24 protein-coding genes and 1 pseudogene are annotated in these 25,896 nt (G+C 66.0%); 11 read left to right on the forward strand and 14 right to left on the reverse strand.

The window, feature by feature from the left end; all coding sequences use genetic code 11:
- The first annotated feature begins 42 nt into the window (after positions 1 to 42).
- Positions 43 to 435 (forward strand): bacteriohemerythrin, encoded by a 393-nt coding sequence (locus tag DUGA2_RS00225; protein WP_229212162.1) that lies wholly within the window; start codon positions 43 to 45, stop codon positions 433 to 435.
- 15 nt (positions 436 to 450) lie between these two features.
- Here the strand turns inward: DUGA2_RS00225 and DUGA2_RS00230 are convergent, their stop codons facing one another.
- Genes DUGA2_RS00230 through DUGA2_RS00250 form a run of 5 tightly spaced genes read right to left on the reverse strand, consistent with a single transcriptional unit; the run spans position 451 to position 4,822 of the window.
- Positions 451 to 915 carry a DUF4405 domain-containing protein gene (locus tag DUGA2_RS00230; protein WP_070266544.1) on the reverse strand — a complete coding sequence of 155 codons (465 nt, stop codon included), beginning with the start codon at positions 913 to 915 and terminating at the stop codon, positions 451 to 453.
- Positions 916 to 918: 3 nt separating this feature from the next.
- Positions 919 to 1,731, reverse strand: a complete 813-nt coding sequence (locus DUGA2_RS00235; protein ID WP_070266545.1) for an FAD:protein FMN transferase — start codon at positions 1,729 to 1,731, stop codon at positions 919 to 921.
- On the reverse strand, positions 1,728 to 2,264 hold the full coding sequence (locus DUGA2_RS00240; RefSeq protein WP_070266546.1) for an FMN-binding protein: 537 nt from the start codon (positions 2,262 to 2,264) through the stop codon (positions 1,728 to 1,730). The genes DUGA2_RS00235 and DUGA2_RS00240 overlap by 4 nt, the downstream gene beginning before the upstream one ends.
- Position 2,265: 1 nt before the next feature.
- Complete coding sequence (locus DUGA2_RS00245; protein ID WP_070267073.1) at positions 2,266 to 3,588, reverse strand: hypothetical protein; 1,323 nt, start codon at positions 3,586 to 3,588, stop codon at positions 2,266 to 2,268.
- A gap of 16 nt (positions 3,589 to 3,604) precedes the next feature.
- Positions 3,605 to 4,822, reverse strand: a complete 1,218-nt coding sequence (locus DUGA2_RS00250) for a cytochrome-c peroxidase (protein ID WP_070266547.1) — start codon at positions 4,820 to 4,822, stop codon at positions 3,605 to 3,607.
- 238 nt (positions 4,823 to 5,060) lie between these two features.
- Here DUGA2_RS00250 and DUGA2_RS00255 point away from each other — a divergent pair, with 238 nt between their 5' ends.
- Entirely contained in the window at positions 5,061 to 5,789 is a 729-nt protein-coding gene (locus tag DUGA2_RS00255) for an ABC transporter substrate-binding protein (protein ID WP_070267074.1), read from the forward strand.
- Here DUGA2_RS00255 and DUGA2_RS00260 read toward each other — a convergent pair.
- Positions 5,773 to 7,995, reverse strand: coding sequence for an ATP-binding protein (locus tag DUGA2_RS00260; protein ID WP_070266548.1), 2,223 nt, complete (start codon positions 7,993 to 7,995; stop codon positions 5,773 to 5,775). The two genes, DUGA2_RS00255 and DUGA2_RS00260, sit on opposite strands and share 17 nt — an antisense overlap.
- Before the next feature lie 9 nt (positions 7,996 to 8,004).
- On the reverse strand, positions 8,005 to 9,159 hold the full coding sequence (locus tag DUGA2_RS00265; RefSeq protein ID WP_070266549.1) for a pyridoxal phosphate-dependent aminotransferase: 1,155 nt from the start codon (positions 9,157 to 9,159) through the stop codon (positions 8,005 to 8,007).
- 135 nt (positions 9,160 to 9,294) lie between these two features.
- Between DUGA2_RS00265 and DUGA2_RS00270 the strand changes: the two genes are divergently transcribed.
- A complete protein-coding gene (locus DUGA2_RS00270; RefSeq protein ID WP_070266550.1) occupies positions 9,295 to 10,449 on the forward strand; it encodes a branched-chain amino acid ABC transporter substrate-binding protein in 1,155 nt (384 codons plus the stop codon).
- Between the two features lie 13 nt (positions 10,450 to 10,462).
- Here DUGA2_RS00270 and DUGA2_RS00275 read toward each other — a convergent pair whose 3' ends face one another.
- Positions 10,463 to 12,718 (reverse strand): TonB-dependent receptor domain-containing protein, encoded by a 2,256-nt coding sequence (locus tag DUGA2_RS00275; RefSeq protein ID WP_070266551.1) that lies wholly within the window; start codon positions 12,716 to 12,718, stop codon positions 10,463 to 10,465.
- Between the two features lie 152 nt (positions 12,719 to 12,870).
- On the opposite strand from DUGA2_RS00275, the gene DUGA2_RS00280 reads away from it, so the two are divergent.
- The 3 genes from DUGA2_RS00280 (at position 12,871) to DUGA2_RS34745 (ending at position 15,165) form a co-directional block, all read left to right on the forward strand.
- Positions 12,871 to 13,260 (forward strand): OsmC family protein, encoded by a 390-nt coding sequence (locus DUGA2_RS00280; RefSeq protein WP_070266552.1) that lies wholly within the window; start codon positions 12,871 to 12,873, stop codon positions 13,258 to 13,260.
- Between the two features lie 121 nt (positions 13,261 to 13,381).
- Complete coding sequence (locus DUGA2_RS00285) at positions 13,382 to 13,756, forward strand: post-PEP-CTERM-1 domain-containing protein (protein ID WP_070266553.1); 375 nt, start codon at positions 13,382 to 13,384, stop codon at positions 13,754 to 13,756.
- On the forward strand, positions 13,753 to 15,165 hold the full coding sequence (locus DUGA2_RS34745) for a PA domain-containing protein (protein WP_070266554.1): 1,413 nt from the start codon (positions 13,753 to 13,755) through the stop codon (positions 15,163 to 15,165). The genes DUGA2_RS00285 and DUGA2_RS34745 overlap by 4 nt, the downstream gene beginning before the upstream one ends.
- Before the next feature lie 18 nt (positions 15,166 to 15,183).
- Here DUGA2_RS34745 and DUGA2_RS00295 read toward each other — a convergent pair whose 3' ends face one another.
- On the reverse strand, positions 15,184 to 15,498 hold the full coding sequence (locus DUGA2_RS00295; protein ID WP_229214553.1) for a PilZ domain-containing protein: 315 nt from the start codon (positions 15,496 to 15,498) through the stop codon (positions 15,184 to 15,186).
- Between the two features lie 154 nt (positions 15,499 to 15,652).
- On the opposite strand from DUGA2_RS00295, the pseudogene DUGA2_RS00300 reads away from it, so the two are divergent.
- Positions 15,653 to 17,095: pseudogene (locus DUGA2_RS00300) on the forward strand (ATP-dependent DNA helicase RecQ); the annotation flags it as partial.
- A 22-nt stretch (positions 17,096 to 17,117) separates the two neighbouring features.
- Here DUGA2_RS00300 and DUGA2_RS32365 read toward each other — a convergent pair.
- Positions 17,118 to 18,548 carry an MFS transporter gene (locus DUGA2_RS32365; RefSeq protein ID WP_071658832.1) on the reverse strand — a complete coding sequence of 477 codons (1,431 nt, stop codon included), beginning with the start codon at positions 18,546 to 18,548 and terminating at the stop codon, positions 17,118 to 17,120.
- Positions 18,549 to 18,626: 78 nt separating this feature from the next.
- Here DUGA2_RS32365 and DUGA2_RS00315 point away from each other — a divergent pair, with 78 nt between their 5' ends.
- Entirely contained in the window at positions 18,627 to 19,484 is an 858-nt protein-coding gene (locus tag DUGA2_RS00315; RefSeq protein WP_070266559.1) for a LysR family transcriptional regulator, read from the forward strand.
- Positions 19,485 to 19,492: 8 nt separating this feature from the next.
- Here DUGA2_RS00315 and DUGA2_RS00320 read toward each other — a convergent pair whose 3' ends face one another.
- Complete coding sequence (locus DUGA2_RS00320; protein ID WP_070266560.1) at positions 19,493 to 20,407, reverse strand: LysR substrate-binding domain-containing protein; 915 nt, start codon at positions 20,405 to 20,407, stop codon at positions 19,493 to 19,495.
- Positions 20,408 to 20,518: 111 nt separating this feature from the next.
- Here DUGA2_RS00320 and DUGA2_RS00325 point away from each other — a divergent pair, with 111 nt between their 5' ends.
- Together DUGA2_RS00325 and DUGA2_RS00330 are read left to right on the forward strand one after the other, a co-directional pair.
- Entirely contained in the window at positions 20,519 to 21,250 is a 732-nt protein-coding gene (locus tag DUGA2_RS00325) for an SDR family NAD(P)-dependent oxidoreductase (RefSeq protein WP_070266561.1), read from the forward strand.
- Between the two features lie 11 nt (positions 21,251 to 21,261).
- Entirely contained in the window at positions 21,262 to 21,474 is a 213-nt protein-coding gene (locus tag DUGA2_RS00330; RefSeq protein WP_070266562.1) for a 2-hydroxymuconate tautomerase family protein, read from the forward strand.
- A gap of 10 nt (positions 21,475 to 21,484) precedes the next feature.
- On the opposite strand, the gene DUGA2_RS00335 is transcribed toward DUGA2_RS00330, so the two are convergent.
- Together DUGA2_RS00335 and DUGA2_RS00340 are read right to left on the reverse strand one after the other, a co-directional pair.
- Positions 21,485 to 22,150, reverse strand: a complete 666-nt coding sequence (locus tag DUGA2_RS00335) for a Crp/Fnr family transcriptional regulator (RefSeq protein ID WP_070266563.1) — start codon at positions 22,148 to 22,150, stop codon at positions 21,485 to 21,487.
- Positions 22,147 to 22,866 carry a Crp/Fnr family transcriptional regulator gene (locus DUGA2_RS00340; protein WP_070266564.1) on the reverse strand — a complete coding sequence of 240 codons (720 nt, stop codon included), beginning with the start codon at positions 22,864 to 22,866 and terminating at the stop codon, positions 22,147 to 22,149. Before DUGA2_RS00340 ends, DUGA2_RS00335 begins: the two co-directional genes overlap by 4 nt.
- Before the next feature lie 145 nt (positions 22,867 to 23,011).
- Between DUGA2_RS00340 and DUGA2_RS00345 the strand changes: the two genes are divergently transcribed.
- The gene (locus DUGA2_RS00345; protein WP_229214554.1) at positions 23,012 to 24,757 is read left to right on the forward strand and encodes a bifunctional diguanylate cyclase/phosphodiesterase; all 1,746 of its coding nucleotides are present in this window, start codon (positions 23,012 to 23,014) and stop codon (positions 24,755 to 24,757) included.
- Here DUGA2_RS00345 and DUGA2_RS00350 read toward each other — a convergent pair.
- On the reverse strand, positions 24,723 to 25,868 hold the full coding sequence (locus DUGA2_RS00350) for an esterase-like activity of phytase family protein (RefSeq protein ID WP_070266566.1): 1,146 nt from the start codon (positions 25,866 to 25,868) through the stop codon (positions 24,723 to 24,725). The two genes, DUGA2_RS00345 and DUGA2_RS00350, sit on opposite strands and share 35 nt — an antisense overlap.
- Positions 25,869 to 25,896: the final 28 nt, after the last annotated feature.

The raw sequence follows: 25,896 nt of genomic DNA on the forward strand, positions 1-25,896 counted from the left end.
GCTGGCGGCGCGTTCCGTGTCCGCTGTGAACCACAGGAGGACATGATGGACGATACCGGCTGGACCCCGGACATGGCGCTGGGCATACCGCTGTTCGACGAAGCGCACGAAGCGCTGGCCGAGCAGATCAAACTGCTGACACATTGCAAGGACGAAGACTTCGCCGCCGGCCTGGCGCAACTGATCGAGTGCCTGGAGGACGATTTCCGCCACGAGGAAACGTTGATGGAGACGATAGACTATCCCGCGCTGCGCAGTCACCGCGAGCAGCATGCCCGCGTGCTGGCCACCTTGCACCAGCTGGAAATGGGAGACATCAAGAGCGGCAGGGCGGCGGTAGGCCTGGTGCTGCCGTGGTTCCACGCCCACCTGGCCACCGCCGACACCGCGCTTGCCATCGCCCTGCAAATGAGCGGCATCGAGGCTGGCGCCTGACCAGATCGGCCGTGCTTAAGGATGGTGCAAGGCGCGGCGGCCCAGCACGACGTGCAGCACGAACAGCAGCGCGGCCGCCAGGCCGACCACCCAGTGCACCGACGACCATGCCGGCCGGTCGCTCTCGCCGGCCAGGTAGTACAGGCCGAAGCCGCTGGCGGTCAGCGCCAGCATGGCGGCGATCATGCCCCAGCCGGTGCGCAGATTGCGCCCTGCCTTGAGCGCGCGGCGGATATGCGCGTTCATCAGGCTGCCGATGAAGAACAGCATCGCCATCGCGGCGGCGCCATGCAGCTTCATCGACCATGGCTCCAGCGGATTGATGGTTTCGCCGAACTGGCCGACCGGCCGGAAGAAGTAGCGCGCCAGCAGCCAGGCGGCGCCGCTCAGCAGCAGGGCCGCGAAACTGGCGTAGATGCAGCGCCGGTGCCAGCGTTCGACGCGCAGGTTGATGTGGGGACGGTGGCGGTGTGTATGCATCGCTCAGATTATAAACGCCGAGGCCTGCAATGTGGCCAGCGCCGCATGGTGCGCATCGCCGCTGGACAGCACCACCTTGGTCAGCGCATCGGCTGTCGCGCAGCGCGGGGCGCGCACCGAGGCGCTGGCCGCCGTCACCAGCGGCTCGCCATTGCGGCCATCCACCAGCGCGCTGATAGGCCGACCCTCATGACTGCGGGCCGAGAAGTAGGCCGCCGATGTGGCCAGCGCTTCGTTGCGCAGCTCCAGCCGCGCGCCGCTGCGGCGGGGCTGCAACGGGTCGCGCACGGCCACCGGCCAGGCCCGCTCGCCGAAGCAGCGCAGATCGCCGCCCGCGTTGACGCAGCCGGCAGCCACGCCCGCCCGCTGCAGCGTTTCAACCGCGAGATCGACCGCATAGCCTTTGGCGATGCCGCCCACGTCCACCCAGCCCGCCGCCAGCTTGCGGACCCGGTGTTCCGGCTCGCAGCGGTAGACGGCCAACGCCGGTTGATATGACGGGATGCCTGCGTCGTCCGGCGGCGGCAGGCATCGCCAGTCCACCAGTTTGGGAGCGCAGCAGATGTTGAACCAGCCTTGCGACAGCTCAGCGATCTGCGCGGCCAGCCGCAGCACCTGCCAGGTGTGCGGATGCACCGCCAGCAGCTCGCCTGCCGCCGCGCGGTTCAGGCGCGAGATGTCGCTGGCGGCGTCGTGGAAACTCATCAGCCGATGCACCAGCGCGATTTCGTCGAAGGCCGGCGACACCGCCTGCGGATCGCCGTCCACCGTGATATCGACCAGGGTGCCCAGCCAGGGCTGGGCGCGGCGCATCATTTTTTCAGCGCCACCTGGGCGACGGCGGCGATGCGCCGCACGCCGTCGGTCAGGTGGGTGCAGGAGAGGGTGGCGCCGCTGATGTTGGCGATGCCGTCGCCCACCGCCAAGCCCCCCGTCTGCGCGGACTTGCCGGCGAACTGGCGGCGCCACGCCGGCAGGCGCACTTCGCCGCCGTGGCTTTCGCGGTAGGTCAGGATCTCGATCTGGCGCACGCTGGCGTCGGGATTGAGGCCGACCGCATACGAGATCAGCTCGAACTTGCCGATCACATCGTCGAGCACCATGAAGCCCAGCAGCTTGTCGCCGTTGTAGGCGCCGACCACGCGCCAGTTGACCGAGCGCGCGGCCAGGCCGGCCAGCTTTTCCACCTGCTGCATCTGCGGCAGCGACAGCGCCACGTCCTGCTGGCGGAACGCGGTCGCCTCCGGGAAGATCAGCTTCTGCGCCTGCTCCGCGTTCAGGTACTGCGCCGAGAACGCGGGCGCGCAGACGGCGCAAGCGGCCAGCGGTATCCAGTGCTGGTAGCGCATCTTAGTACGAGAAGCCCAGGCCCAGGTTCAGGCGGTCGCGCGACTTGTCTTCCTTGAACTTCTGATAGTCGGCCTTCAGCACCACGCCTTCGCCCACTTTCAGGTTGGCGCCGAGGGTGGTGACTTTTTCGTCGGGCGACGCGGCCACGCCCAGGCCCTGCGGCACGGCGGCATAGCTCTTCGCGGTGTTGAACTGCTCGTAGCGCACGAATGGGCTCAGCGTGTAGTCGCCCGCTTCCAGCAGGCGGTACGCGGCCTGGGTGTACCAGCCGGCGAAGCTCTTCGGCACCGGCGTCGGGTTGCCGACCAGCGTTTCGTTGAGCGCTTCGGTGTTGCTGATCTGGCCGCGCGCGTACAGCGCCGACAGATCCCAGCGGCCCGGCGTATAACGGGTGTGCAGGTCGACCATGGTGATGCGCGCATCGTTGGCGGTGAAGCCGTCGGTCTTGTGGCCGGCCTTGCCGGTGAAGATGGAGCCGCCCACCAGCAGGCCCGGCACGCCGCGCCAGTTCAGCGCCGCGTGCACGCTCAGGTCGCGCGACCTGGCCTGCTGGCCTTCCTGGTGGATGGAGCCCAGCGGCGATTCGCGGCCGTCGCTGCCGGCGGCGTCCCATTTGCCCAGGTCGAAGCCGGTGGTGATGCCGGTGTCCCAGGTCAGGCCGCCGGCGGTATCGCCGGACAGGCTTACGCCCACCTCGCGCCAGGTCGACGGGATGATCGCCGTCTCGACGAAGTTGCGCTCGACGCCGTAGTAGGCGGTCGGTTCGTGGTTGGCGTTCAGCAGGCCCATGGGAATCAGGTACAGGCCGACCTTGCTGCGCAAGCCGTTGCCGAATTCGCGTTCGACATACAGCTGCTCGACTTCACTCTCGCCCTTGTCGTCGGCGGAGACGATGGCGTGTTCCCATTCGAATTCGGCGACCACCTTGGTCTTCGGATCGAAGCGGTGTTCGATGCCGATCACTGCGCGGCGTACGTCGGCCTGTGCGCCGCTGGCGTTCTTGGTCGGACGGCTGTAATTGACTTCGCCGTAGGCGCCGAAGATGGTGGATGGTCCCGCAGCGGCCAGCGCAGGCTCGGCCGCCGGCGCCGAAGCGGGTGCCGGGACTGGCGCCGGCGCCGGCGCGGCCGCGGCGATGGCTTGCTGGCGCTGTTCGACGGCTTCGGTTTTCTTGACGCTGGCCTTCAGTTCGGCCTTCAGCTGTTCCAGTTCCGCCGCCATTTTTTCGATGCGGGCTAACAGTTCCGCCTCGCCTGCGGTGGCGGCCAGAGGCGCGCCGAGGAAGGCGGCGGCGAGGGTGGCGGCGATCAGGTGTTTGTTCATGTTCATATCTCTGCGATTAAGGGGTGGTTTTGTAGCCGTCGGTCAGCGTGCCGAGGAATTGCACGACATCGTCGATCTCGCTGGGCGACAGCGCCGGCGCCATGCCGGGCTGGCGGTTGTAAGGTACTTCGGTGGTATTGACGTTCTTGCGGTACTGCGGCGGCAGGTCGTTAAACTTCTGCACCGCGCCGTCGGCGCCGGTCGGGTACCACTCCTCGGGGTTGGTATCGCGCCGCACGTAGAAGGACACCACGTCCTTCAGGTTGTCGAAGGCGCCGTTGTGGAAGAAGGTCTTGCGCGTGGCGACGTTGCGCAGGGTCGGCACCTTGAAGGCGCCGCACAGGTCCGTGCGCGCGGCCAGGTCGGTGCGGTCCGGGCCGCACACGCCGAGGTCGAAGTAGGCCGGGTCGGCGGTCGCCGCCAGCTTCTTGTTGCGCGGCAGGCCGAGATTGTCGAAGGTGAAGTCGGTGAACAGCGGCGGCGCACCGTCTGCGCCGCGCGCGCTGGCGTGGCAGCCGATGCAATTGCCTTTGGCCGGGTCGTTGAACAGCGCCAGGCCGCGCAGCTCCTGGCCGGACAGCTTGACCTTACCGGCCAGGAACTGGTCGTACTTGGAATCGAACGGATGGAAGTCCGAGTCTTCCAGCTGGTATTTCTGCAGCGCGAAGGCGATGCGGCCGAAGGCCTGCTCGGCGTTGTCCAGGATGCCGGCGCCGAACAGCGCGCGGAACTTCTCGACGTAGGCGGCCTTTTTCAGCTTGTCGACCACGCCCTGCTTGTTGGCGTTGTCCATTTCGTGCGGCGCCAGGAAGGGGCGTTCGGCCTGTTCCGCCAAGCTTTGCGCGCGGCCGTCGCGATTGAAACCGCCGGTCGGCGTGCCGTCCTTGGCGAAGAAGAAGGGCGGGGTCTGGTTCAGGTAGCGCAGCGACGGCGCCGCGCGGAAGCCTTGCACGTCGCCGGTGGCGCCGCCCAGTTGGGCCGCCAGATTGTTGGTCGGTCCGTGGGCGTTGCCCGGATCATGGCAGGTCGCGCACGATTGCTTGCCGGAGGCCGACAACGACTGGTCTTTGAAGATCAACTCGCCTAGCTGGGCGGCCTCGCTCAGTCGCGCCTCGGCGGGCGGTGCCAGCGTTGGAGACGGCGCGGTGGAACCGCCGCCGCCGCTGCATGCCGCCAGGGTGGCCAACAGCAGCGCTGCGGGGATGAGGGCGGTACGGGAAAATTGTGTACGCATTACGGAATTATCGATGAATGTAAATGATACCAATTCGCATTATCGCCGATAAGTTACTTTTATGCCAATTTATATACGGCATTTGTCGTTTATCCGTCGAGTTGATCCGGCTAAAAACCATGCAGTTGGCGCCGTAACTCGCGCTACAATGGGCTGATCGCAGTCACGACCGCCGGCCGGCGGGCAAATTGTGTTTCGTATTCCGTTCAGGATCCCTGTGCTGTGCGCGACGCTGTCCATGCTTTGGACAGCTGGCGCCAGCGCGGCCGCCTCGGAGATCCGCACGTCGGCGCAATTTGGCACCGAGCCCAAGTTCCAGGCCGCCGCCGCCTCCGGCCGCGTGGTGGGCATCTGCATCGACATCATGCGCGCCGTCGAAAGGCTGGATCCTGGCCTGAAATTCATCGGCGACCAGGTCTGGCAGCCTTTGCCCCGCATTTATTCCGCCATCGACCGCGGCACGCAGGATGCGTCCTGCGGCCTGTCGCATTCGCCGGAGCGGGACCAGAAATACCAGTTCGTCGGCCCGGCGCTGTTCAGCATCCGCTACTACCTGGTCGCGCGCAACGACGACGCAGCCGTCATCAACAACTGGGACGACCTGCGCAACCTGGGCAAGGACAGCGTGGTGCTGGCCAACCGCGGCTTCGCCGGCGCGACGATACTGGGCAACCAGGCCGGCATCCAGGTCGATGCCGGCGCCTCCGATCCCAAACTGAATCTGCAAAAGCTGCTGGCGCACCGGGGCCGCTTCTTCTTCCACCGCTCGCCGGGCTTGCAGGCGGTGCTGGAGCGATCCGGCGTGGCCGGCAAAGTGAAGATCCTGCCGACGGTGATGACCACCAGCCAGCTGTATTTTGTGATGGGCCGGCAGGTCGATCCGGCGCTGGTCGAACGCCTGCGCGCGACCCTGCTGGCGCTGGAGAAAAGCGGGGAGCTGGAGCGTATCGCTAAGTCCTGGGAGTAGCGGGTTGCAGCCCGGCGATCAACGCCAGCAGGGCCTCGACATCGACCGGTTTGACGAAGTAGTGGTCGAAGCCTGCGGCGTCGGCCAGGTCGCGGTCTTCGCGGCGGCCATAGCCCGTCACCGCCACCAGCGTGGCGTGGGCCGTTTGCGGCAGGGCGCGCAGGCCGCGCGCCAGCTCGTTGCCGCTGATGTCGGGCAGGCCGATATCGAGCAGGCACAGTTCCGGCGCCGAGCGCTGCGCGATCTCCAACGCTTCCAGCGCGGTGTGCGCGACCAGCACTTCATGGCCGGAGGCATCGAGCAGCAGCTGCAGCGTTTGCGCGGCGTCGACGTTATCGTCCACCACCAGCACGCGCAGCTTGGCGCCGCCGGTGGCGGCCGGTCCCGCCGGGAAGGACGGCTTTTGCCCCGGCCCGCCGGGCAGGGTGATGGTGAAGGTGCTGCCCTGGTGTTCGCCGGCGCTGTCGGCGGCGATGGTGCCGCCATGCAGCTCCACCAGCGACTTGACCAGCGCCAGTCCCAGCCCCAGCCCGCCCTGCGAACGGTCGGGATTGCGGTCGGCCTGGGTGAACAGCTCGAACACGCGGCCGCGCAGTTCCGGCGCCATGCCGATGCCGGAATCGCTGACCACCAGCCGCACCAGGCCTTCTTCGCCGTGCACCGCCAGCTTGATGGTGCCGCCGACCGGCGTGTACTTGGCGGCGTTGTTGAGCACATTGACCAGCACCTGCACCAGCCGTTTGTGGTCGCCCGCGACCTGTTGCGGCACTTCGGGCAGCGTCAGTTCGAAGCGGTGCTGCTTGGTCTGGAACAGCGGCTCCGCCTGTTCGACGGCGTCGGCGACGACATCGGCCACGTTCAGCGGCATGCGCGTCAGCGTCACCAGTCCGCGCGTGACGCGCGATACGTCGAGCAGGTCGTCGACCAGCCGCGTCATGTGCGTCACCTGGCGCACGATGATGCCGGCGGTGCGCGACACCACCGCCTCGGTGGCGTGGCCGCTTTGCAGCAGCTGGGCGCCGGCGCTGATCGGCGCCAGCGGATTGCGCAACTCGTGCGCCAGCATCGCCAGGAACTCGTCCTTGCGCTGGTCGGCCAGGCGCAGCTGGCGCTCGGCGTTCAGGTGCTGCTGTTCTTTTTCCTGCAGCGCCTCGGCCATCGCGTCCAGCGCCCGCGCCAGTTCGCTGATTTCCTCGTTGCCGTAGCTGATGCCGCTGCGCGCGCCCAGCGTGCCGGAGGCGATGCGGTTGGCCGTGGCGGCCAGGCGCTTGACCCGGCGCAGCACCAGCACGTCGCCGACGAACCAGGCGGCCAGCATCGCCAGCAGCAGCGTGACGGCCAGCGCGGTCATGTCCATCAACTGGTCGCGGCGGGCGACGGCGGTGATGTCGTCGACCGGAATGCCGATGGTGACGGTGTAGTCGGACAAGCCGTTGTTGCCGACGCGGGCGAAGCGGTGCAGCCGCTCGATGCCGTCCGGCCCGGTCAGCAGCACCGGCTTGCCCGGTTCGCCGGCCATGGCGGCGCGCATCTCCGGCCACACCTGCTTGCCGAACCACTGCTCCGGGCTGGGCTTGCGCGAGATGATCTTGCCTTCGGAATCGGCGGTCAGCAGCAGCGAACCTGGCGGCAGCTTGATGTCGGCCACGAAGCGATCGAGCTTGGTCAGGTCCAGCGCCGCGAACACCACCGCCTTGACCTGCTGCGCGTCGTCCAGCAGCGGGTAGGTGAGGTTGACGGTGTGTTTCTGGATCACGCGGCCGAACACATAGCCGCCGGCGACGAAGCGGCGCAGGTGCACGGCGCGGCGGAAGTGCGAACGGTCGGCCAGGTTGACCGGCGCCGGCGCCGGCACCGCGCTGCAGGTGACGTCGCCGTTCAGCTGTATCAGGCCGAGGTTGGCGTAGTCGGGATTCTGCCGCTGGATGTTGGCCAGCAGGCGGCTGCAATGGGCCTGGTCGCCGGTGAGGTCGGGAATGCTGGCCAGGTCGCGCAGGATCTGGCGCGCGCCTTCGATCGATTGCGCCTCGTTGGCGGCGGCCAGGTTGGTCAGGCGCTGCAGGTTCTCTTCCGCCACCTGGACCGCGTGTTCGCGTTCGCGCACGCCGCTGACCAGCGTCATCACCGCGATCGGCGCGATCGCCAGCGCCACCAGCAGGATCAGGCGGCTGCGCAGGCTGTTGAGCTGGAAGAGAAGGAAGGCCATGTCGGCGGCTTAGCTGAGCGCCTGATAGCGCTCGTTGCCGAAGCGGATGATCGCCTTCACGCCGCGGCGCAGCGTGAAGATGTCGTCGGAGATGTAGCCGATGCGGATGTAGCCCGGCATGCCGAGCGCCTCGCCCGGCATCAGCGCCACGCCGCACTCGTTCAGCAGCTGCTCGGCGAACTGCGTGGTGTCCATGGTCAGGGCCGAGATGTCGCCCCACAGGTAGGGGCCGGAAGCGGGGCAGTGCATGCGCAGCCAGGGCAGGCCTTGCACCAGGTCCAGCACCAGGTCGCGGCGCTGGCGGTACTCGCCCAGCATGGCGGACGGCTCGCCCGATTCGAAGGCGGCCGCCAGCGCCAGCTGCATCAGCATCGGCGCGGCGGCGGTGATCGGGCCTTGCAGCGTTTCCATGGCCGCCACCAGCGTGGCCGGCGCCACCGCGAAACCCGCGCGCCAGCCCATCATGGCGTAGCTCTGCGAGGCCGAGTAGATGGTGACGATGCCGATATCCTGCCAGTCCGGCCGCGCGGCCAGGCTGACGTGGGCGCCTTCGAAGATCAGTTTTTCGTAGCTCTCGTCGACGATGGCGCGGGTGCCGCTGCGTTTCAGCCAGGCGGCGATGCGGTCGGCTTCGTCCGCGCCCAGCACGGCGCCGGTGGGGTTGTGCGGGTTGTTGATGATCAGGATCTTGGCCGGCGGCAGGCTGTCGAGCAGCTCGTCGGTGATCGCGTCCGGCAGATCGACCAGCACCGGCTCCAGTCCCAGCAGCCGGCAGGTGGCGACGTAGGCCGGCCAGTGCGGCTTGAAGATGATGACGGCGTCGCCCGGATCGGCCATCACGTACAGCGCCTGGTACAGCGCCTGCTTGGCGCCGTTGGTGACGATGATCTCGTCGGCGGTGGCGGCGATGCCGTTCTCGTTGACCACCTTGGCGGCGAGGCGGGCGCGGATGGCGGCGTCGCCGCCGACGGTGGTGTAGTGCAGGGCCGGCAGTTCCAGCCCGTCGCGCACCGCCTGCAGCACGCTGTCGGGCGCCTGGAAGTGCGAGATCGCGATGGAGAAATCGATGACGTTTTCGCCGCGCGCCTTCATGGCGTCCACCCGGCCGTGCATGGCGGTGGTTGCCAGCGGACGGGAGCGGCCAATACGTTGTGAAGTTTCCATACGAAGTGTCTCTATGGCAAATGTTTCGATCTGTTATTTTACTTCAGATAAGCAAGTCGGCACGCACGCATGACACACATATTTGCCTGGTGGTATCCTTGGTCACTTAACCAATGAGGAAGCCTCAATAATCTTATGCAGCTGACAATAAAAACACTGGCCCGGGCGCTCGCGCTGGCCTTCGTTGCCGCCGGCGCCGCGCAAGCGGAAGAGATCATCAAGATCGGCCACGTGGCGGCGACCTCGGGCGCCATCGCCCATCTGGGCAAGGACAATGAAAACGGCGCCCGCATGGCGGTCGACGAGCTCAACGCCAAGGGCGTGGTCATCGGCGGCAAGAAATACAGGATCGTGCTGCAGGCGGAAGACGACGCGGCCGATCCCAAGCAGGGTACTGCCGCCGCGCAAAAGCTGGTGGACGCCAAGGTGAACGGCGTGATCGGCCATGAGACGTCGGGCACCACGATCCCGGCCTCGCGCATCTACCATGACGCCGGGATACCGCAGATCTCGCCGTCGGCCACCAATCCGCAATACACGCGCCAACATTACAACACCGCCTTCCGCAACATCGCCAACGACGAGCAGCTGGGCGCCGCGCTGGCGCGCTATGCGATGCAGAACGTCAAGGCCAAGCGCATCGCCGTCATCGACGACCGCACCGCCTACGGCAAGGGGCTGGCCGATGAATTCATCAAGAACGTCAAACGCGGCGGGGCGGCGACCGGGACCAGCGTCGTATCGACCCAGTTCACCACCGACAAGGCCACCGACTTCAGCGCCATCCTGACCGCCATCAAGGCGACCAAGCCGGATATGGTCTTCTTCGGCGGCATGGATGCGGTGGCCGGACCGATGCTGCGGCAGATGAAGCAGCTGGCGATCCCGATCAAGTTCATGGGCGGCGACGGCATGTGTTCGGATTCGGTGCCGCGCCTGGCGGGCGACGCCATGAGCGACGGCCAGGTGATCTGCGCCGAAGCGGGCGGGGTCGAGCCGTCGCAGGAAAAGGGCATGGCCGATTTCCGCGTGGCGTATCAGAAGAAGTACGGCATCGGCGTGCAGACCTACGCGCCGTACACCTATGACGCGCTGATGACGATGGTGGAAGCGATGCAGAAGGCGGGCTCGCCGGACCCGGCGCGCTACCTGCCGGCGTTGGCCGGGATCACGCACAAGGGCGTCACCGGCAACATCACCTTCGATGCGCGCGGCGACGTCAAGGACGGCGTGCTGACCATCTTCACCTTCCGCAACGGCAAGCGCGAGAAGCTGACGGTGATGAAATAAAATCCGGGGATTGTTAGCCGTCCGACGGGCCGCCTGGACCGCCACGGCCCGGGCCGCCCGGGCCTTGCGGCGGGCCGAAGCGCGGTTCGTTGTTCGACTCGGGCGCGGTCGCCGGACCGCCCAGGCGGTAGGACAGGCCCACGTAGAACACCCGGCCGTCGAAGCGGCGCGTGCCGGTCTCGCGCAGCGTGGCGCTGTTGATGACGGTCTCCATCTTGTTGGTGCTGAACAGATCGGTCACGGTGCCGACCAGGCTCAGGCGCGGCGTCACAGCCTGGCGCACGCTCAGGTTGAAGGTGTTGTTCGGCGAGCGGTAGCCCTGGCCGGACAGCGTCTTGCCCTGCATCTGCAAAGCCATCTGCACCTGCGTGGCGGCGCTGTACGCATAGTTCAGGCGCACGCGGCCGCTGAGCGAATTGGCGCTGCGGGTGACGAGCGCGCCGGTGTCGTCCTGCGTGGTCTGCTGGCTGCGCGCCAGGTTGCCGCTGGAGTTCAGCGTCAGCGACGGCGTCAGCTTGCCGCTGACCGTGAACTCCAGCCCGCTCGAATGGCTGCCTTCGCCGTTCTGGCGCGTGGTCAGCAGGACGTTGTTGGCGATGAAGGTGCGGTAGTCGACGATGGCGTCGGTGTCCTTGCGGTAGTAGCCGCGCAGATTGGTTTCCAGCCCGGCCAGCTTGGTCTCGTAGCCCACTTCGAACGAGTCGGTCTTGGTCGGCTTGAGCATCGGATTGCCGGACGAGACGTTGAACTCGTCGCGGTACACCACATACGGATTGAGGTCGTTGGCGTTCGGACGGCGGATGCGGCGCGCGTACGAGAAGCGCATATTGGCGTCCTCGGTCGCCTTGTAGGTGGCGAACAGGCTGGGGATGAAGTTGGTGTAGCTGTTTTTGGCCTCGGTGCCGCTGGTGATCTGGTGGATATCCATGTCGGTGTACTCGGTGCGCAAGCCGCCCAGCACGCCCCAGCGCTCGTTCAGCTTGAGCTGGTAGGAACCGTACAGCGCCACCACGGTCTCTTCGAGGTCGAAGCGGTTGCTGCGCGCCGGATTGACCACGGCCGCCGAGGTCTGCGGATTGATGTCGGTGTACAGCGTGTCGAAGTTGTTCTTGTTGGTGGCGACCTTGTAGCCCGCCTTCAGGCTGCCGCCGGCCAATGGCCGCTCGTAGTCGCCGGTGAAGTCGACGATGTGGGAGCTGTTGTCGTTGCGCTGATGGGCGCGCGTGTCCGGCAAGTTGTCGCCGGCGTAGTCGTTGGCGTAGGCGCTGTTGCTGTCGTTCTCGGAGGCCGACACGCGCAGGTCGATCTTCAGCGTTTCGTTGGGCAGCTGGCCCTTGTGGTCGTAGCGGGCGCCCCAGCTGAAGTTCTTGGCGTCGCCTTCGCGCGCGGTGGTGCGCACGTAGTCGGTGGCGGGGAAGCCGGCGGTGGCGCCGTTCAGGTAGTGGTCGATGCCGCGCTGGTCGTTGCCGCGCGCCATGTAGTTGGCGCTGGCGGTCAGCGTGTCGCTCTGGTCCAGGTTGTAGCTGACGGTGCCGTTGACGCCGCCCATGTCGTTCAAGCCGGCGCCGGACGAGGTCTGGCTGCTGTGCACGAAGTTGCCGGTGGCCGGATCGAGGCGGTCGCGGCTGACGACGGCGGTCGAGTTGCGGCCGTCATGGCGGACGTTGACGCCGCCCTGGAAGCCCCACGGTCCTTCGTTGTAGCTGCCCGACGCGGCGCTGTTGTAGCGTCCGGCATAACCGGCGTTGGCGTTGACGTTGGCAAAGCCGCCCGGCTTGCGGTTGCGGCGCATCACCAGGTTCAGTATGGGACCGCCGCCGGCTTCATTGCCGAATTGCGCGCCGGGATTGTTGATGACCTCGACGGATTCGATATCGTCGGCATTCATGGCCTGCAGCGTCGGGCCGCGGTTGTCGCCCTGCAGCATGGCGGACGGCTTGCCGTCGACCAGGATCTGCACATTGGAACTGCCGCGCAGCGTCACCGTGCCGTCCGGGTCCACCGCCACCGAGGGCACGTTGTTCAGCGCGTCGGCGGCGGTGCCGTTGGTGCTGCTGATGTCGGACTTGACGTCGTACACCTGGCGGTCGATGCGGTTGGTCGGACGTTCGCCGGCCACCGTCACCGACGGCACCACCGGCGCCGCCTCCTTGGGCTTGGCGGAGGTGGCGGGCTTGGCCGGGGTGGCTTGACCCTGGGCCTGGGGCTGAGTCTGGGCGAGGGCGGTCAGGGGCGCGGCGAGGCAGGCGGTCAGAACAATCTTGTGCATGGTTGGGCGGGCCATCGCGATGGCGCCGTCTGGTTCGTCATTAAAAGGGTGCCATTTTACAGTTGAACCCATGCCTAAATAATTGCTATTTACAATACTTTACTTATGCCCACATGCCCGGGCTAAAATAGCGCTTCACAGAGGAGAATCGCATGGCACGCGGCACCGCCCATATCGGCAAGGATAGTTACCAAACACAGATAGAAGTCGGCGGCCACGCGCTGGTCGGCGACGAGCCGGAGCGCAACGGCGGCCGCGACGCCGGCCCGGCGCCCTACGATTTCGTGCTGGCCGGCCTGGGCTCCTGCACCGCCATCACGCTGCGCATGTATGCGGACCGCAAGCAATGGCCGCTGGACGCGGTCGATGTCGGCCTGCACCTGAGCCCGGGCGACGACGGCCTCATGCAGATCAAGCGCACGCTGTCGTTCAGCGGCGCGCTGGATGCCGGGCAAAAAAACCGCCTCGCGGAAATTGCCGAGAAGACGCCGGTGACGCTGACGCTGAAGGCCGGCATGGCCATCGCCACCACCGTCATCTGAACAGCGATACCGCTCTCCCGACCATCCGGCCTCTGCGCCGGATTTTTTTTTGCCGGTGCGGGAACTGATGACTGGTCGGCCGGTCTAACCCAGGCAAGCTGAGACCACTTGGGAGAGAACTATGGATACGATGAAACGATGGGCGGGGCTGCTGGCGGCCGCCGCTGGTTGCGCTGCGCAGGCCGCGCCGGACAATGGCGTCATGACCTTTCCGCACGTGAATGTCGTCAGGCAGGCGGCCCCGCCGCCGCAACAGGCGGCGTCCGGACTCAAGGCCTACAAAGACCCCGTCACCGGCCAGCTGGTCGAGCCCAGCCCGGAGCAGGTGGCCGACCTGGACGCTGCGGTCCGCGCCAGCGGCACGGGCAGATTGCGCGCCGTCAGTCCCGCCATCGTCCACCCGCCACAGGGCGGCGTCGGCGTGGTGCTCGACGAATCGCACACCCATTATGCGGTCGCGCGCAAGACGCCCGCCGCACGGGGAGAGCAAAAATGAAGCGCATCCTGCCCGTCTTCATCGCAGCGTTGGCGTTGCTGTTCTCTTTGCCAGGCTGGGCTGCGGCGACCATCACCATCGTCAACGGCGACGGCCCCGGCGTAGGCTTCAACGATGCGACCACGGTGGCGCCGGTCGGCGGCAACACCGGCACCACGCTGGGCGCCCAGCGCCTGAACGCCTTCCAGGCCGCCGCCGGCAAATGGGGCGCCACGCTCACCAGCACCGTGCCGATCCGCATTCTCGCCACCTGGCAAGCCTTGCCCTGCGACGCCGGCGGCGCCGTGCTCGGCTCCGCCGGTGCGCTGGAGGTGTTCCGGGACTTCCCGGGCGCACCGCAGGCCCACGCCTGGTTCAGCAAGGCGGAAACCAATAAATACGTCGGCGAGGACGTCGATCCCGACACGGCCGACATCCGCGCGCGCTTCAACATCGACTTGGGCAAGCCGGGCTGCCTCACCGGTTCGCCGTTCTACCTGGGCCTGGACAACAAGCATGGCGCCCAGATCGATCTGGTGACGGTGCTGGAGCACGAGTTCGCCCACGGCCTCGGCTTCCAGACCTATACCGACGACGAGACCGGCGAGCAGCTGGAAGGCTACCCCAGCATCTGGGACTACTTCCTGCTGGACACCGGCACCGGCAAACTGTGGAAGGACATGAGCGATGCCGAGCGCGTGGCGTCGGCCGTCAAGTCAGGCAAGCTGGTGTGGAACGGCGCCAACGTCAAGGCGGCCGCGCAGACCGTGCTGCAGCAAGGTACGCCGGTGTTGACGGTGCTGGCGCCGGCCAGCGTGGCCGGCGTCATCCAGGTCGGCACGGCCGCCTTCGGGCCGCCGCTGGCCAGCCCCGGCGTGACGGGCGAGGTGATGCCGGTGGTGGATACGCCGGACGGCCGCGGCCTGGCTTGCGATCCGCTGTCGGCCAACAACGCCGCCGCCGTCAGCGGCCACATCGCGCTGATCGATCGCGGTACCTGCACCTTCGTGATCAAGGTCAAGAACGCGCAGAACGCAGGCGCCATCGGCGTCATCATCGCCGACAATGCGCCCGGTGCGCCGCCGCCCGGCCTGGGCGGCGCCGATCCCTCCATCGCGATCCCGGCGGTGCGCATCACGTTTGACGATGGCCAGCGGCTCAAGGCTGCGCTGGCGACGCGCTCGCGCGCGCACTCCGGCGTGTTCGCCAACCTGGGCGTCAACCTGGCGATACGCGCGGGGACGGACGCGGCGGGAAGGGTGCTGATGTATGCGCCCAATCCCAACCAGCCGGGATCGTCGGTGTCGCACTACGACACCAGCGCCTTCCCCAATCAGCTGATGGAGCCGGCGATCAATGGCGATCTGTCGCATGACGTGGCGCCGCCGCGCGACCTGACTTTCCCGCTGCTCAGGGATATCGGCTGGTAGCGGCCCGCGCCTGGCGGTTCAGCTTGCGGGGGCGCTGGTCACGTATTCGAAGATCAGCTCCGCCGTCTCGTCGGGGATGGTCAGGAAGCGCGCACCGTTGCGGTAGCGGCCGTGCGTACCGATCAAGGCGCTGTGCAGCACCACCAGCGTGACTTTGTTCTGGACAGGGTTTTCTGGAAAACTGAAAGTCAGCACATAGGTGCTGTCCACCGGCAGCTGGTGATCGCTGAGGAAGGCCACGCCCATGCGCGAAATGTCGATGATTTGTGCGATGGCGTTGTTTTGGCCATCCATGTCGCTGACGTGGGCATCCACTTGTAGCAGCCGGCGCACATGTTCTCGTCTCGGGTCCATCTATTCATACCAGCAAAAAACGTCAGTATGACAGATTTGCTATGGCGCTGGGTGCGTCGTCGAACATACCGTCGGGGCGCTGCCGGCTAATCTGCACGCAGTGCGGTGCGTGCCGCTGAATGGAGACTACGACATGGCAAATCCGCAAACCAGGCAAAGAAAGAACATCGCCAACGTGCTGCGCAAGGTGTTCGGCATACAGTCGCTGCGCGATGGCCAGCGCAGCGTGATCGAGAGCGTGCTGGCGGGGCAGGACACGCTGGCCGTCATGCCCACCGGTAGCGGCAAGTCGCTGTGCTACCAACTGCCGGCCTGCCTGATGGAAGGTGCGACGGTGGTGGTGTCGCCGCTGATTTCGCTGATGAAGGACCAGGCCGAGAAGCTGGAGGAAGCAGGCATCGCCAGCGCCGCCCAGATCAACAGCAGCCTGTCGCGCAGCGACGAGGTGGCCGCGCTGGAGGCCATCGGCAACGCGGACAAGGATGTGATCTTCTGCACGCCGGAACGCCTGATCACGCCGGAGTTCCTGGCGCTGCTCAAGCAAAGCAGCATCGCCCTCGTGGTCGTCGATGAAGCGCATTGTATTTCGCAATGGGGCCATGATTTCCGTCCAGCCTACCTGGAGATAGGCGCCGCGCTGGATGCACTGGGCAGGCCGCTGCTGCTGGCGCTGACCGCCACCGCGACCGACGAAGTGATCGCCGATATCCGCCAACAGCTCGGCCGTCCGCGCATGGCGGTCGTCAATACCGGCGTCTACCGGCCCAATCTGCACTACCGCGTGCGGCAAGTGACCAACCCGGACGAAAAGTATGCGACTGCGCTGCAGCTGGTACGCGACAGCGCCGGCGTGGGCATCGTCTACGCCGCCACCGTCAAGGCGGCCGAGGAAATGCATGGGTTGCTGCAGGATGCCGGCGAGAGCGTCACGATCTACCACGGCAAACTCAAGGCCGCCGAGCGCAGCGCGAACCAGAACCTGTTCATGAGCGGCGAGCGGCGTGTGATGGTGGCGACGAATGCATTCGGAATGGGCATCGACAAGAGCGATACGCGCTTCGTCATCCATTTGCAAGTGCCTGCCAATCTGGAGGCCTACTATCAGGAGTCCGGCCGCGCTGGCCGCGACGGGCTCGATGCCGAATGCACGCTGCTCTACTATCATGCGGACAAGCGCTTGCAGCAGTATTTCCTGATCAAGCACTACCCGTCGGCGGAAGAATTGAAGGCGGTGTACGAGGCGGCCGCGGCTCTGGGCCAGGCGTCGTTTACCGAGTCCGAACTGAAATCGCTGCTGGAGCAGATGCCGGCAAGCCAGCTGAAAATCTGCCTGAAGATGCTCAAGGACGGCAAGCTATTGAAGCGCAATCGCAAGCTGGCCTATGTGCTGGCCGGCGGCGAGCCGAAGTCGGCGCAGTTCGCGCAGATGGCCCAGGTCTACATCGACAAGCATGAGCGAGACCGGGCAGGCCTGGAGCAGATGGTGTCCTACGCCCAGAGTGGCTATTGCCGCTGGAAGCTGCTGCTGGACTACTTCGGCGCCCGGCCACAGGATTTCGAACACTGCTGCCGGTGCGACAACTGCCTGTCGCCGCCGTCTATCCAGGACAGTCCGGCGCAGCTGGCATCGGAGCCTGAGCCGGCGAGCGCGGACGGATACATGCAAGCGCCAGGCCTGCTGCCGTCAGTAGCAGCGCACACGATATCGCCATCGCCAGCTTGATCGCGTCGAGGATGGCCGCGTCGGCCGCCGCCGATCCGGCATGTGCCGCGACCAGGGCGCCAAATATCGCCACGCCCAGCGCACCCCCGACCTGGCGCGCCATGTTCAGCACCGCGGACGCGGTGCCGGCCTGGCGCCGCTCCACGCCGGACAGGATCGACGTGGTCATCGCCGGTACGGCCAGGCCCATGCCGGCGGGGATCAACGCCAGTCCGGGCAGCATCTGCATGAACGTGGCGTGGCTCGATATGCCCCACCAGCCCAGCAGCGCGTAGCCGCTGGCGCCGATCAGCGAGCCGGCTATCATCGGTGCGCGCAGCCCGGTTCTCGACGCCATCCAGCCGCTGACGAGGTTGGACAGGATAAAGGTCGCCGTGAGCGGCAGGAACACCAGGCCCGCATGCAAAACGCTGAAGCCGCGCACCTTTTGCAAGTACAGGCTGAGTACAAAGATCACGCCGTAGTACGAAAAATTCATCAGCACGCCGAACAGCACCGAGCCGGAGAAGGGCGCGCTGCGGAACAGGGCCAGTGGCAGCATCGGCGATTTGCTGCGCGCTTCCACGCGGATGAACAGCGCTCCGCCCACGATCGTCGCTGCCAGGCCGGCGCGCACCAGCCAGTGGGACCAGCCCAGCGCCTCGAATTCGATGACGGCGCCGATAAAGCCGGTCAGCGCGACGATGGCCAGCAGTTGTCCGGGCAGGTCCAGCGCGCGGTGCGGATCGCGTCCCGCAGCCGCAGGCACCACGCGGCCGGTCAGCCAGAAGCCCGCCAGGCAGATGGGAATGTTGACCCAGAAGATGCTGCGCCAGCCCGACATCGACAGCAGCAGGCCACCCAGCACCGGCCCCGCCGCGATCGACACGCCGCCTGCTGCGGTCCACCAGGCGACGGCTTTCGCCAGCATGGCCTTGTCGTCGGCGTAGGTGGTGTTGAGGATGGCGAGGGAGCTGGGCACCAGCAGCGCGGCGCCGACGCCTTGCAGCGCGCGGGCGGTGTTGAGCACCAGCGCGGCAGGCGCCATCGCGCACGCCAGCGAGGCCGCCGTGAACAGCGCAAAGCCGGTCATGAAGGTGCGGCGGGAGCCGAACTTGTCCCCCAGCGCACCGGCGGACAGCAGGAACACGGCGAAGCCCAGCGTGTAGGCATCCACCACCCACTGCAAGTCCGCCACGCTCGCGACAAGTTCGCGGCCGATCTGCGGCAGGGCCACGTTGACGATGGTGACGTCCAGCTGGACGATGATGAAGGCGAAGCTGCAAGCGAGCAGGATGGCCAGTGAAGGTGTGCGGTCGGTTTTCATGACTGCACTATAGGATGGTTGGACTATTTAAAAAAATGAATAATAATGAAGCTATCTATCTCATTTTAAGAATCGACCATGGAACTGTCCGCCCTGCGTATTTTCAAAGCGGTTGCCGAAGAGGGCAGCGTCACGCTGGCCGCCTCGCGGCTGAACCGCGTGCAGTCCAATGTGTCCGCCCGGTTGACGCAGCTGGAGGACTCGCTGGGCGTGGCCCTGTTCCTGCGCTCCGGCCGCAAGCTGCGGATCACCGCCGAGGGTTCGCGGCTGTTGGCCTACGCTGACCGCCTGCTGCAGCTGGCGGATGAGGCGCAGGCCGCTGTGCAGCCGGACCAGAAGCCGTCCGGCCAGCTGCGCATCGGTTCGATGGAGACCACGGCGGCGGCCCGGCTGCCGCACGTGCTGGCCGCGTTCCATCGCAAGCATCCGCATGTGGAACTGATGCTGGATACCGCGCCGACCGACCAGCTGCTTGAGGGAGTGCTGAAACACCGGCTTGACGTGGCCTTGGTGGCCGGCCCGGTGCCGCACGCTGAACTGGCCTGCCTGCCGGCCTTCGAGGAAGAGCTGGTGCTGATCACCTGTCACGACCATCCGCCGGTGGCGTCGCCGCGGGACGTTGCGCGGCGCAATCTGCTGGTGTTTCGTTCCGGCTGTACCTACAGGCGCCGTCTGGAAGCCTGGTTCGCCGAGGGCGACGTGGCGCCGGCGCGCGTGTCGGAGTTCGGCACCTACGAAGCGATCCTCGGCTGCGTGGCGGCCGGCATGGGCGTGGCGATCATGCCGAAGGAGATACTCAACCAGCGCAAGCTGGCCCGGACGATACGCCAGCACGCGCTGCCGCCGCACATCACGCAGGTGGAAACCCTGCTGGTGTGGCGCAGGGACGTGCTGCACCACCCGGCCCGCAGCGCCTTCGCGGAAATCCTTGCCTGAAGCCTCGTTTATCGGCGCGGCAGGTGCGCCACCAGGAAGTCGACAAAGGTCCGTACCCGCAGCGACAGGTGGCGCGCGTGCGGGTAGAGCAGGATAAAAGGCCGCGACGTGCCGCCATGCTGCGGCAGCAGTTCGACCAGGTCGCCGCGCTCCAGGTCCTGTTCGACGATGTAGCGGTAGGTCTGCACCAGCCCTGCGCCGGCGCGCGCCAGCGTCACGATGCCCAGCACGTCCTCCGAGCAGCATAGGCCGCCGCTGGTCGGCATCTCGGTCTCCACGCCGTCCTGCATGAACAGCCACGGTATGCGGCGGCCGGTGCTGGGCAGTTCGAACTGTATGCATTCGTGTTTGGCCAGGTCTTCCAGCTTGCGCGGCTTGCCGTGGCGCTTCAGGTAGGCGGGCGACGCCACCAGCACCAGCTCCGCATCCTCCAGTTTACGTGCGATGAGATTCGAATCGGCCGGTGCGCGGCCACGTATCGCCAGGTCGTAGCCCTCGTCGGCGAAGTCGATATTGCGGTTGCTGACGTGGATATCCAGCGTGACTTCCGGGTACTTGCGGCGGAACTCTCCCAGCAGCGGCAGCAGGCGGTAATGCGCGAACGGCGTCGGCGCGCTGACGCGCAGCATGCCGGCCGGCTTGGCCTGGCTGCCCGTGACCTGGCGCTCGGCGTCCGTCAACTGCGACAGCGCCTGCCGGCATTGTTCGAAGTAGATCCTGCCGCCGTCCGTCAGGCGTATCTGGCGGGTGGTGCGCACGAACAGGCGTACGCCCAGCCGTTCCTCCAGCCTGGCGATGGAACGGCTCACCGCCGCCGGCGTGACGCTGGCGGCGGCAGCGGCGGCGGTAAAGCTGCCCAGTTCCGCCGCAAAGCAGAACAGCTCTATGCTGCCCAGCAGGACATCGTCGAAATAGCGCTTCATATCCGCCTCATTGATTACATGGTGTATCAATTATCTTGCATTGGCATGTGTTTATCAACGTCGAGGTCATAAGTATAGTGATCTTCACCGTAACCCAAAAGGAGAAACACCATGAAAACAGTCATCGTCACCGGCGCATCGAGCGGCATCGGCTTTGCCATCGCAGAGGCTTACATCAAACGCGGCTACAACGTGGTGGGCAACGCCCGCACGCTGGACCGTCTGCAAACGGCGGCCGCGCAGTGGGGCAATCCCGCCAACTTCCTGCCGGTGGCCGGCGATATCGCCGAGCCGGCCACCGCCGCCTTGCTGTTCGAGCGCGCCGTCGCGGCTTTCGGCCGGGTCGATATCCTGATCAACAACGCCGGCATCTTCATCGCCAAGCCGGTCGCCGACTACACGCCGGACGAGGTGAAGTCCATCGTCGACACCAACCTGATGGGCTTCTTCTATCCATCGCAGGCGGCGGCACGGCACATGAGCGCCAACCGCAGCGGACATATCGTCACCATCACCGCCAGCCTTGCGCTGCAGCCGACCGCCAAGGTGCCGGCGCTGCTGCCCATCCTGATCAAGGGCGGCCTGAATAACGCCACGCGCGGCTTGGCGCTTGAACTGGCGGCGTCCAACGTCAAGGTCAACGCGGTCGCTCCAGGCATCATCGATACGCCGATGCACGGCAAGGACGAAGGCACGCGAGCCTTCCTGAAAGGGCTGTCGCCTGCCGGAGAGATCGGCGGCGTGCAGGATGTGGTGGACGCGGTGCTGTACCTGACCGAATCCGGATTCACCAGCGGCGTGGTGCTGCCGGTCGACGGTGGCGCCACCGCCGGCACCTGGTAAGGAGAGGCGTCATGCCCTACGTGAACATCCGCGTTACCAAAGAAGGCGTTACGGCGGCCCAGAAGCTGGAGCTGATCGAAGGCGTCACCGATTTGCTCACCCGCGTGTTGAGCAAGGACCCGGCAACCACCTTCGTCATCATCGACGAGGTGGAAACCGATAACTGGGGATTGAACCGCGAGAGCATCACCACCCGCAGGCGGCGTCCCAAGGCTGCGGTGTGATGCGATGGAATCAGGCGGCGTGCTGGATGATGCTCACCGGCGAACCGCACGCCACCTGTTCCAGCGCCGATCGCGACAACACCACGAAGCCGCGCTGGCCCAGCGAGATCCAGCCGTTGCGCTTCAAGGCGCTGAGCGTGCGGCTGACCGTGGCCGGAGTCAGGCCGAGGTAGTCGCTGATGTCCTGGCGCGACATCGGCAGCGGCGAATGCATCTCCGGCGACGGCGCCTGCGGCGCCGGCCCCGCGCGCTGCAACAGGAACATCACGATGCGCTGGCAGGCGCCGGCGCTGCGCAGGATGGCGGCGGCCAGTTGCTGGCGGTCGATCTCGCGACTGAGCATCGCGCTGAACAGGTCGCAGCTGTAAGGCTCTTCGTCCATCAGCTCCGCCAATTGGCGATACTGCACCACATCGACCTGGCAGTCCGTCAGCGCCAGGGCGGAGGCGTGCCGCCGCTGCTCGCCTATGCTGTCGATGCCCAGCCAGTCGCCCGGCCGCACGAAATCGATGATGCGCTGCACGCCGTCGCCGCAAGGCTGGTACAGCTTGAGATGGCCGCTGCGAACAAAGTGCAGGTCGCCGCACACCTCGTCCTGCGTGCGGAACAGGTGCGCGCCGCGTGGCACTTGCACCGAGCTGCCAAGCTGGTACTGGGCGAGGTCCATGACCATCATGCCGCCACCAGCACGGGCGACGGCGCCCGGCCCAGGGCCAGGTGGTGCAGCGTCGGCATGTCCAGCAATTTGATATCGCGCCGGCGCAGTTCGAACAGCGCCCGCTGCTTGAAGTTCAGCAGCAGCCGGCTCACGCATTCGGCGGTGACGCCCAGATAGCTGGCGATATCGCAGCGCGACATCGGCAGCCGGAACTGCTCCGGCTCATGCCCGTACTCGGCGCGGCGCTGCGACAGCGACAGCAGCAAATCCGCCATGCGCTGCTCGGCCTGGGTATTGCGCAGCATGAGGGCGGCGCGCTGTTCGCGGCGTATCTCTCGGCTCAACAGCGCGTGCAGGCTGGCGCGCATGACCGGACGGCGGCGGCCCTCGAAAGCGTGGCGGTTCCAGTTGATGCTGCATACCTCGCTGTCTTCCAGCGCGACGACAGTGTTGGCGTACTGCCGGCTGTCCAGCGCATCCAGGCCGAGGAAGTCCGGCGCCAGCGCGAAGCCGATGATCTGCGCCGGGCCGCACTGCGCCGCGCGCAGCACCTTGAAGCTGCCCTTGCGGATGTTGAAGATATGGTCGCCGACCATGGCCCCGGCCTCGTAAAGGCTGGTGTGGCGCTCGATGCGGATGCGCTGGCTGGCGTCCTGGTTGCCTGCGGCGGCGCCCACGCAGGTCATGCGGTGTTCGCATTCGGTGCAGTTATTGCGCTCGTTTGAGATGTTCATGATTTTCTACTCTTTGCTACGATGAGATCATGTTAGAGATGTGTAACTTTAATTTCTTTGATCCAGATCAATTAATTTCTTGATGAAGATCAGTAGTCTCTGCGGACTGATTTGTTAGCAACAAAGGTTTTAGATGAATTACTCCATGAGCGCTTGTGCAGCGGCGCCCATCGCCACGGCCGATGCCGACGCCGTCCTGCGCGTGGCGGCCACCGTATTCGAAGCCGCGCAGGGCATGATGGTGACGGATGCGCGCGGCCGCATCGTGCGCGTCAACCAGGCTTTCGTCCGCATCACCGGCTACAGCGCGGACGAAGTGCTGGGGCAGACGCCAAGGTTGTTGAGCTCCGGCCGCCACGTGCCGGGCTTCTATGCGTCGATGTGGGCGGCCATCGCCCGCGACGGCAGCTGGGAAGGAGAGATCTGGAACCGCCGCAAGAACGGCGAGGTCTATCCCGAGCACCTGAGCATCACGGCGGTGCGCAACCGCGAAGGCATCATCATCAACTACGTGGCGGCGCTGACCGACATCACGCTCAGCAAAGCGGCCAACGATGAAATCCGCAGCCTGGCCTTCTACGATCCGTTGACCAGACTCCCCAATCGCCGCCTGCTGCTGGACCGCCTGCGGCAGGTGCTTGCGGCCAGCAGCCAGCATGACAGCCACTGCGCGCTGATGTTCATCGACCTCGATAACTTCAAGACCTTGAACGATACCCTGGGCCACAACGTCGGCGACCAGTTGCTGCAGCAGGTGGCGGAGCGCCTGCAATCGGGCCTGCGCAAGGGCGACACCGTGGCGCGGCTGGGCGGCGACGAGTTTGTGGTGCTGGTTGAAGGGCTGAGCAGCGGTGCGCGGGATGCGGCCGCGGAGGTCGAGGCGCTGGGCGCGAAGATACTGGCGACTCTGAACCGGCCCTACGAACTGGGGAAGCATCTTTGCCGCAGCACGCCGAGCATCGGCGTCACGCTGTTCCATGGCGCGCTGCCGCCGCATCCGGACGAGCTGCTGATGCAGGCCGATATCGCCATGTACCAGGCCAAGCAGGCCGGCCGTAACGGCATGCGCTTCTTCGATCGGCAGATGCAGGACCGCATCAGCGAACGCGCGAAAATGGAAAACGATCTGCGCCACGCCGTCGAGCGGCACCGGTTTGCGCTGCACTATCAGGTGCAGGTCGACCAGCACGGCCAGGCGCGCGGCGCGGAAGCGCTGATACGCTGGGTGCGCGACGACGGCACGAAGGTGTCGCCAGCGAGCTTCATTGCGCTGGCCGAAGAAACCGGCCTGATACTCCCGATCGGCAGCTGGGTGCTGGAGACGGCCTGCGCGCAGCTCAAGGCCTGGCAGCAGATGCCGGAGATGGCGCATCTTATCCTGGCGATCAATGTCAGCGCCCAGCAGTTTCATCAGGCGGAGTTCGGCGAGCAGGTGCGCGCGGCGGTGCGGCGGCACGGCATCGATCCGCGCTTGCTGAAACTGGAACTGACCGAGGGCGTTTTGCTGGATAAGATCGAGGACACCATCGCCTGCATGCAGCTGCTCAAGGCGATGGGCGTGCGCTTCGCGCTGGACGATTTCGGCACCGGCTACTCGTCGCTGCAATACCTGAAGCGCTTGCCCTTGAACCAGCTGAAGATCGATCAGTCCTTTGTGCGGGACCTGGTCAGCGACAGCAGCGATCAGGCTATCGTGCGGACCATCATCGCGATGGCGCGCAGCCTGCAGCTGGACGTGATCGCCGAAGGTGTCGAGACCGAAGCCCAGCGCGTGCTGCTGGAGCAGCTGGGCTGCCGGCGCTACCAGGGCTATCTGTTCAGCCGCCCGGTGCCGGAGCGGCAGCTGCGGGCCGTGATCAGGGATTTACCTCGAACAGCAGCAGTTGTATGACCTGGTTCTTGCCGAAGTTATCGTCGGAGATGAGCACCAGGCTGGCGTGGCCGTTGGCCAGCATCGGTCCGAAGGACATGCCTTCCAGGTTGTCGACCGTGGGCAGGTTCAGTTGGTTGAGGTCCAGGACCAGACGCTTTTTCACAGGCCGGTAGTTCGCGCCTTGCAGCGCCGGCAGTTGCTGGATGTCGGTGGCGCCGTCGGCGTCGATCTCGAACAGCCGCACATAGTCCTTGTACTTGCCATCCGCGCCCTGCACGCCGGAGCGTTCCATTACCAGCAGCCTGGTATCGCTGAGCGCGACGATCTCGGAGATGCCGTTGTCGGCGTACTTGCCTTGGCCCGGCGGGGCCGGTATGGCGTTCAGAGGATAGGCGAACTGTCCGAGTACCTTGCCGTCGCGGGCGAAGTGCGTGATGCGGTTGACCGAACCCTGTTCCGGCGTGGGGGCCTCGCTGTCCTGGTACATCGGGCCTTCCATCGAAATCCACAGCGAACGGCCGTCCGGCGCGAAGCTCATGCCTTCGAAACTCAGGTTGTTGCGCGGCCCGGTCTTGTGGTCGGCCGATACGCTGAACATGGCGGGCAGCGGCAGCGTCGATAGATAGCGGCCGTCCCGTGTTGCATGCCGCACGAAGGGATCGAGGCCCATGCCGGCGTCGCCTTCGCTGGCGTACCAGATGCTGCCATCCTGCGCATCGACTCGGATGGTTTCCAGATCCGGCACGACACCACCCCGGGTTTTGTATTCTTCCTTGGACGGATAGGTGCTGCCATCCGGTTGCAGCAGGAACGATACGCCGGTCAGTTCGACGGACTTGAACGCTTGCAGGTCGTAGGCCAGGCGCGCGCGGTAGTAGCGGGCCGGGTTGTTGGCCGACCGGTCATCGCTGATAAGCAGCCACTCGCCGCTGGCCGCGTCGTAGTCGATGCCGGACAGGCCGCCGACCATGGTGTCCTGGAACTGCAGGCGCCATGGCAGGCGCTGCTCGCCGATGAAACGCAGGCTCGCCACGGATTCCGGCGGCGCCTTGGTCGCCGTCATTGGTGCGCAGGCGGCCAACAGAAGCGGCAAGGCGAGCAGCGATATGGCACGGCGCCATATCGGCATTGATGGTTTCGTATTCATGCGCGAAGTA

It is taken from the genome of Duganella sp. HH101 (assembly GCF_001758795.1).
In the GTDB taxonomy this organism is placed as follows: domain Bacteria; phylum Pseudomonadota; class Gammaproteobacteria; order Burkholderiales; family Burkholderiaceae_D; genus Rugamonas; species Rugamonas rivuli.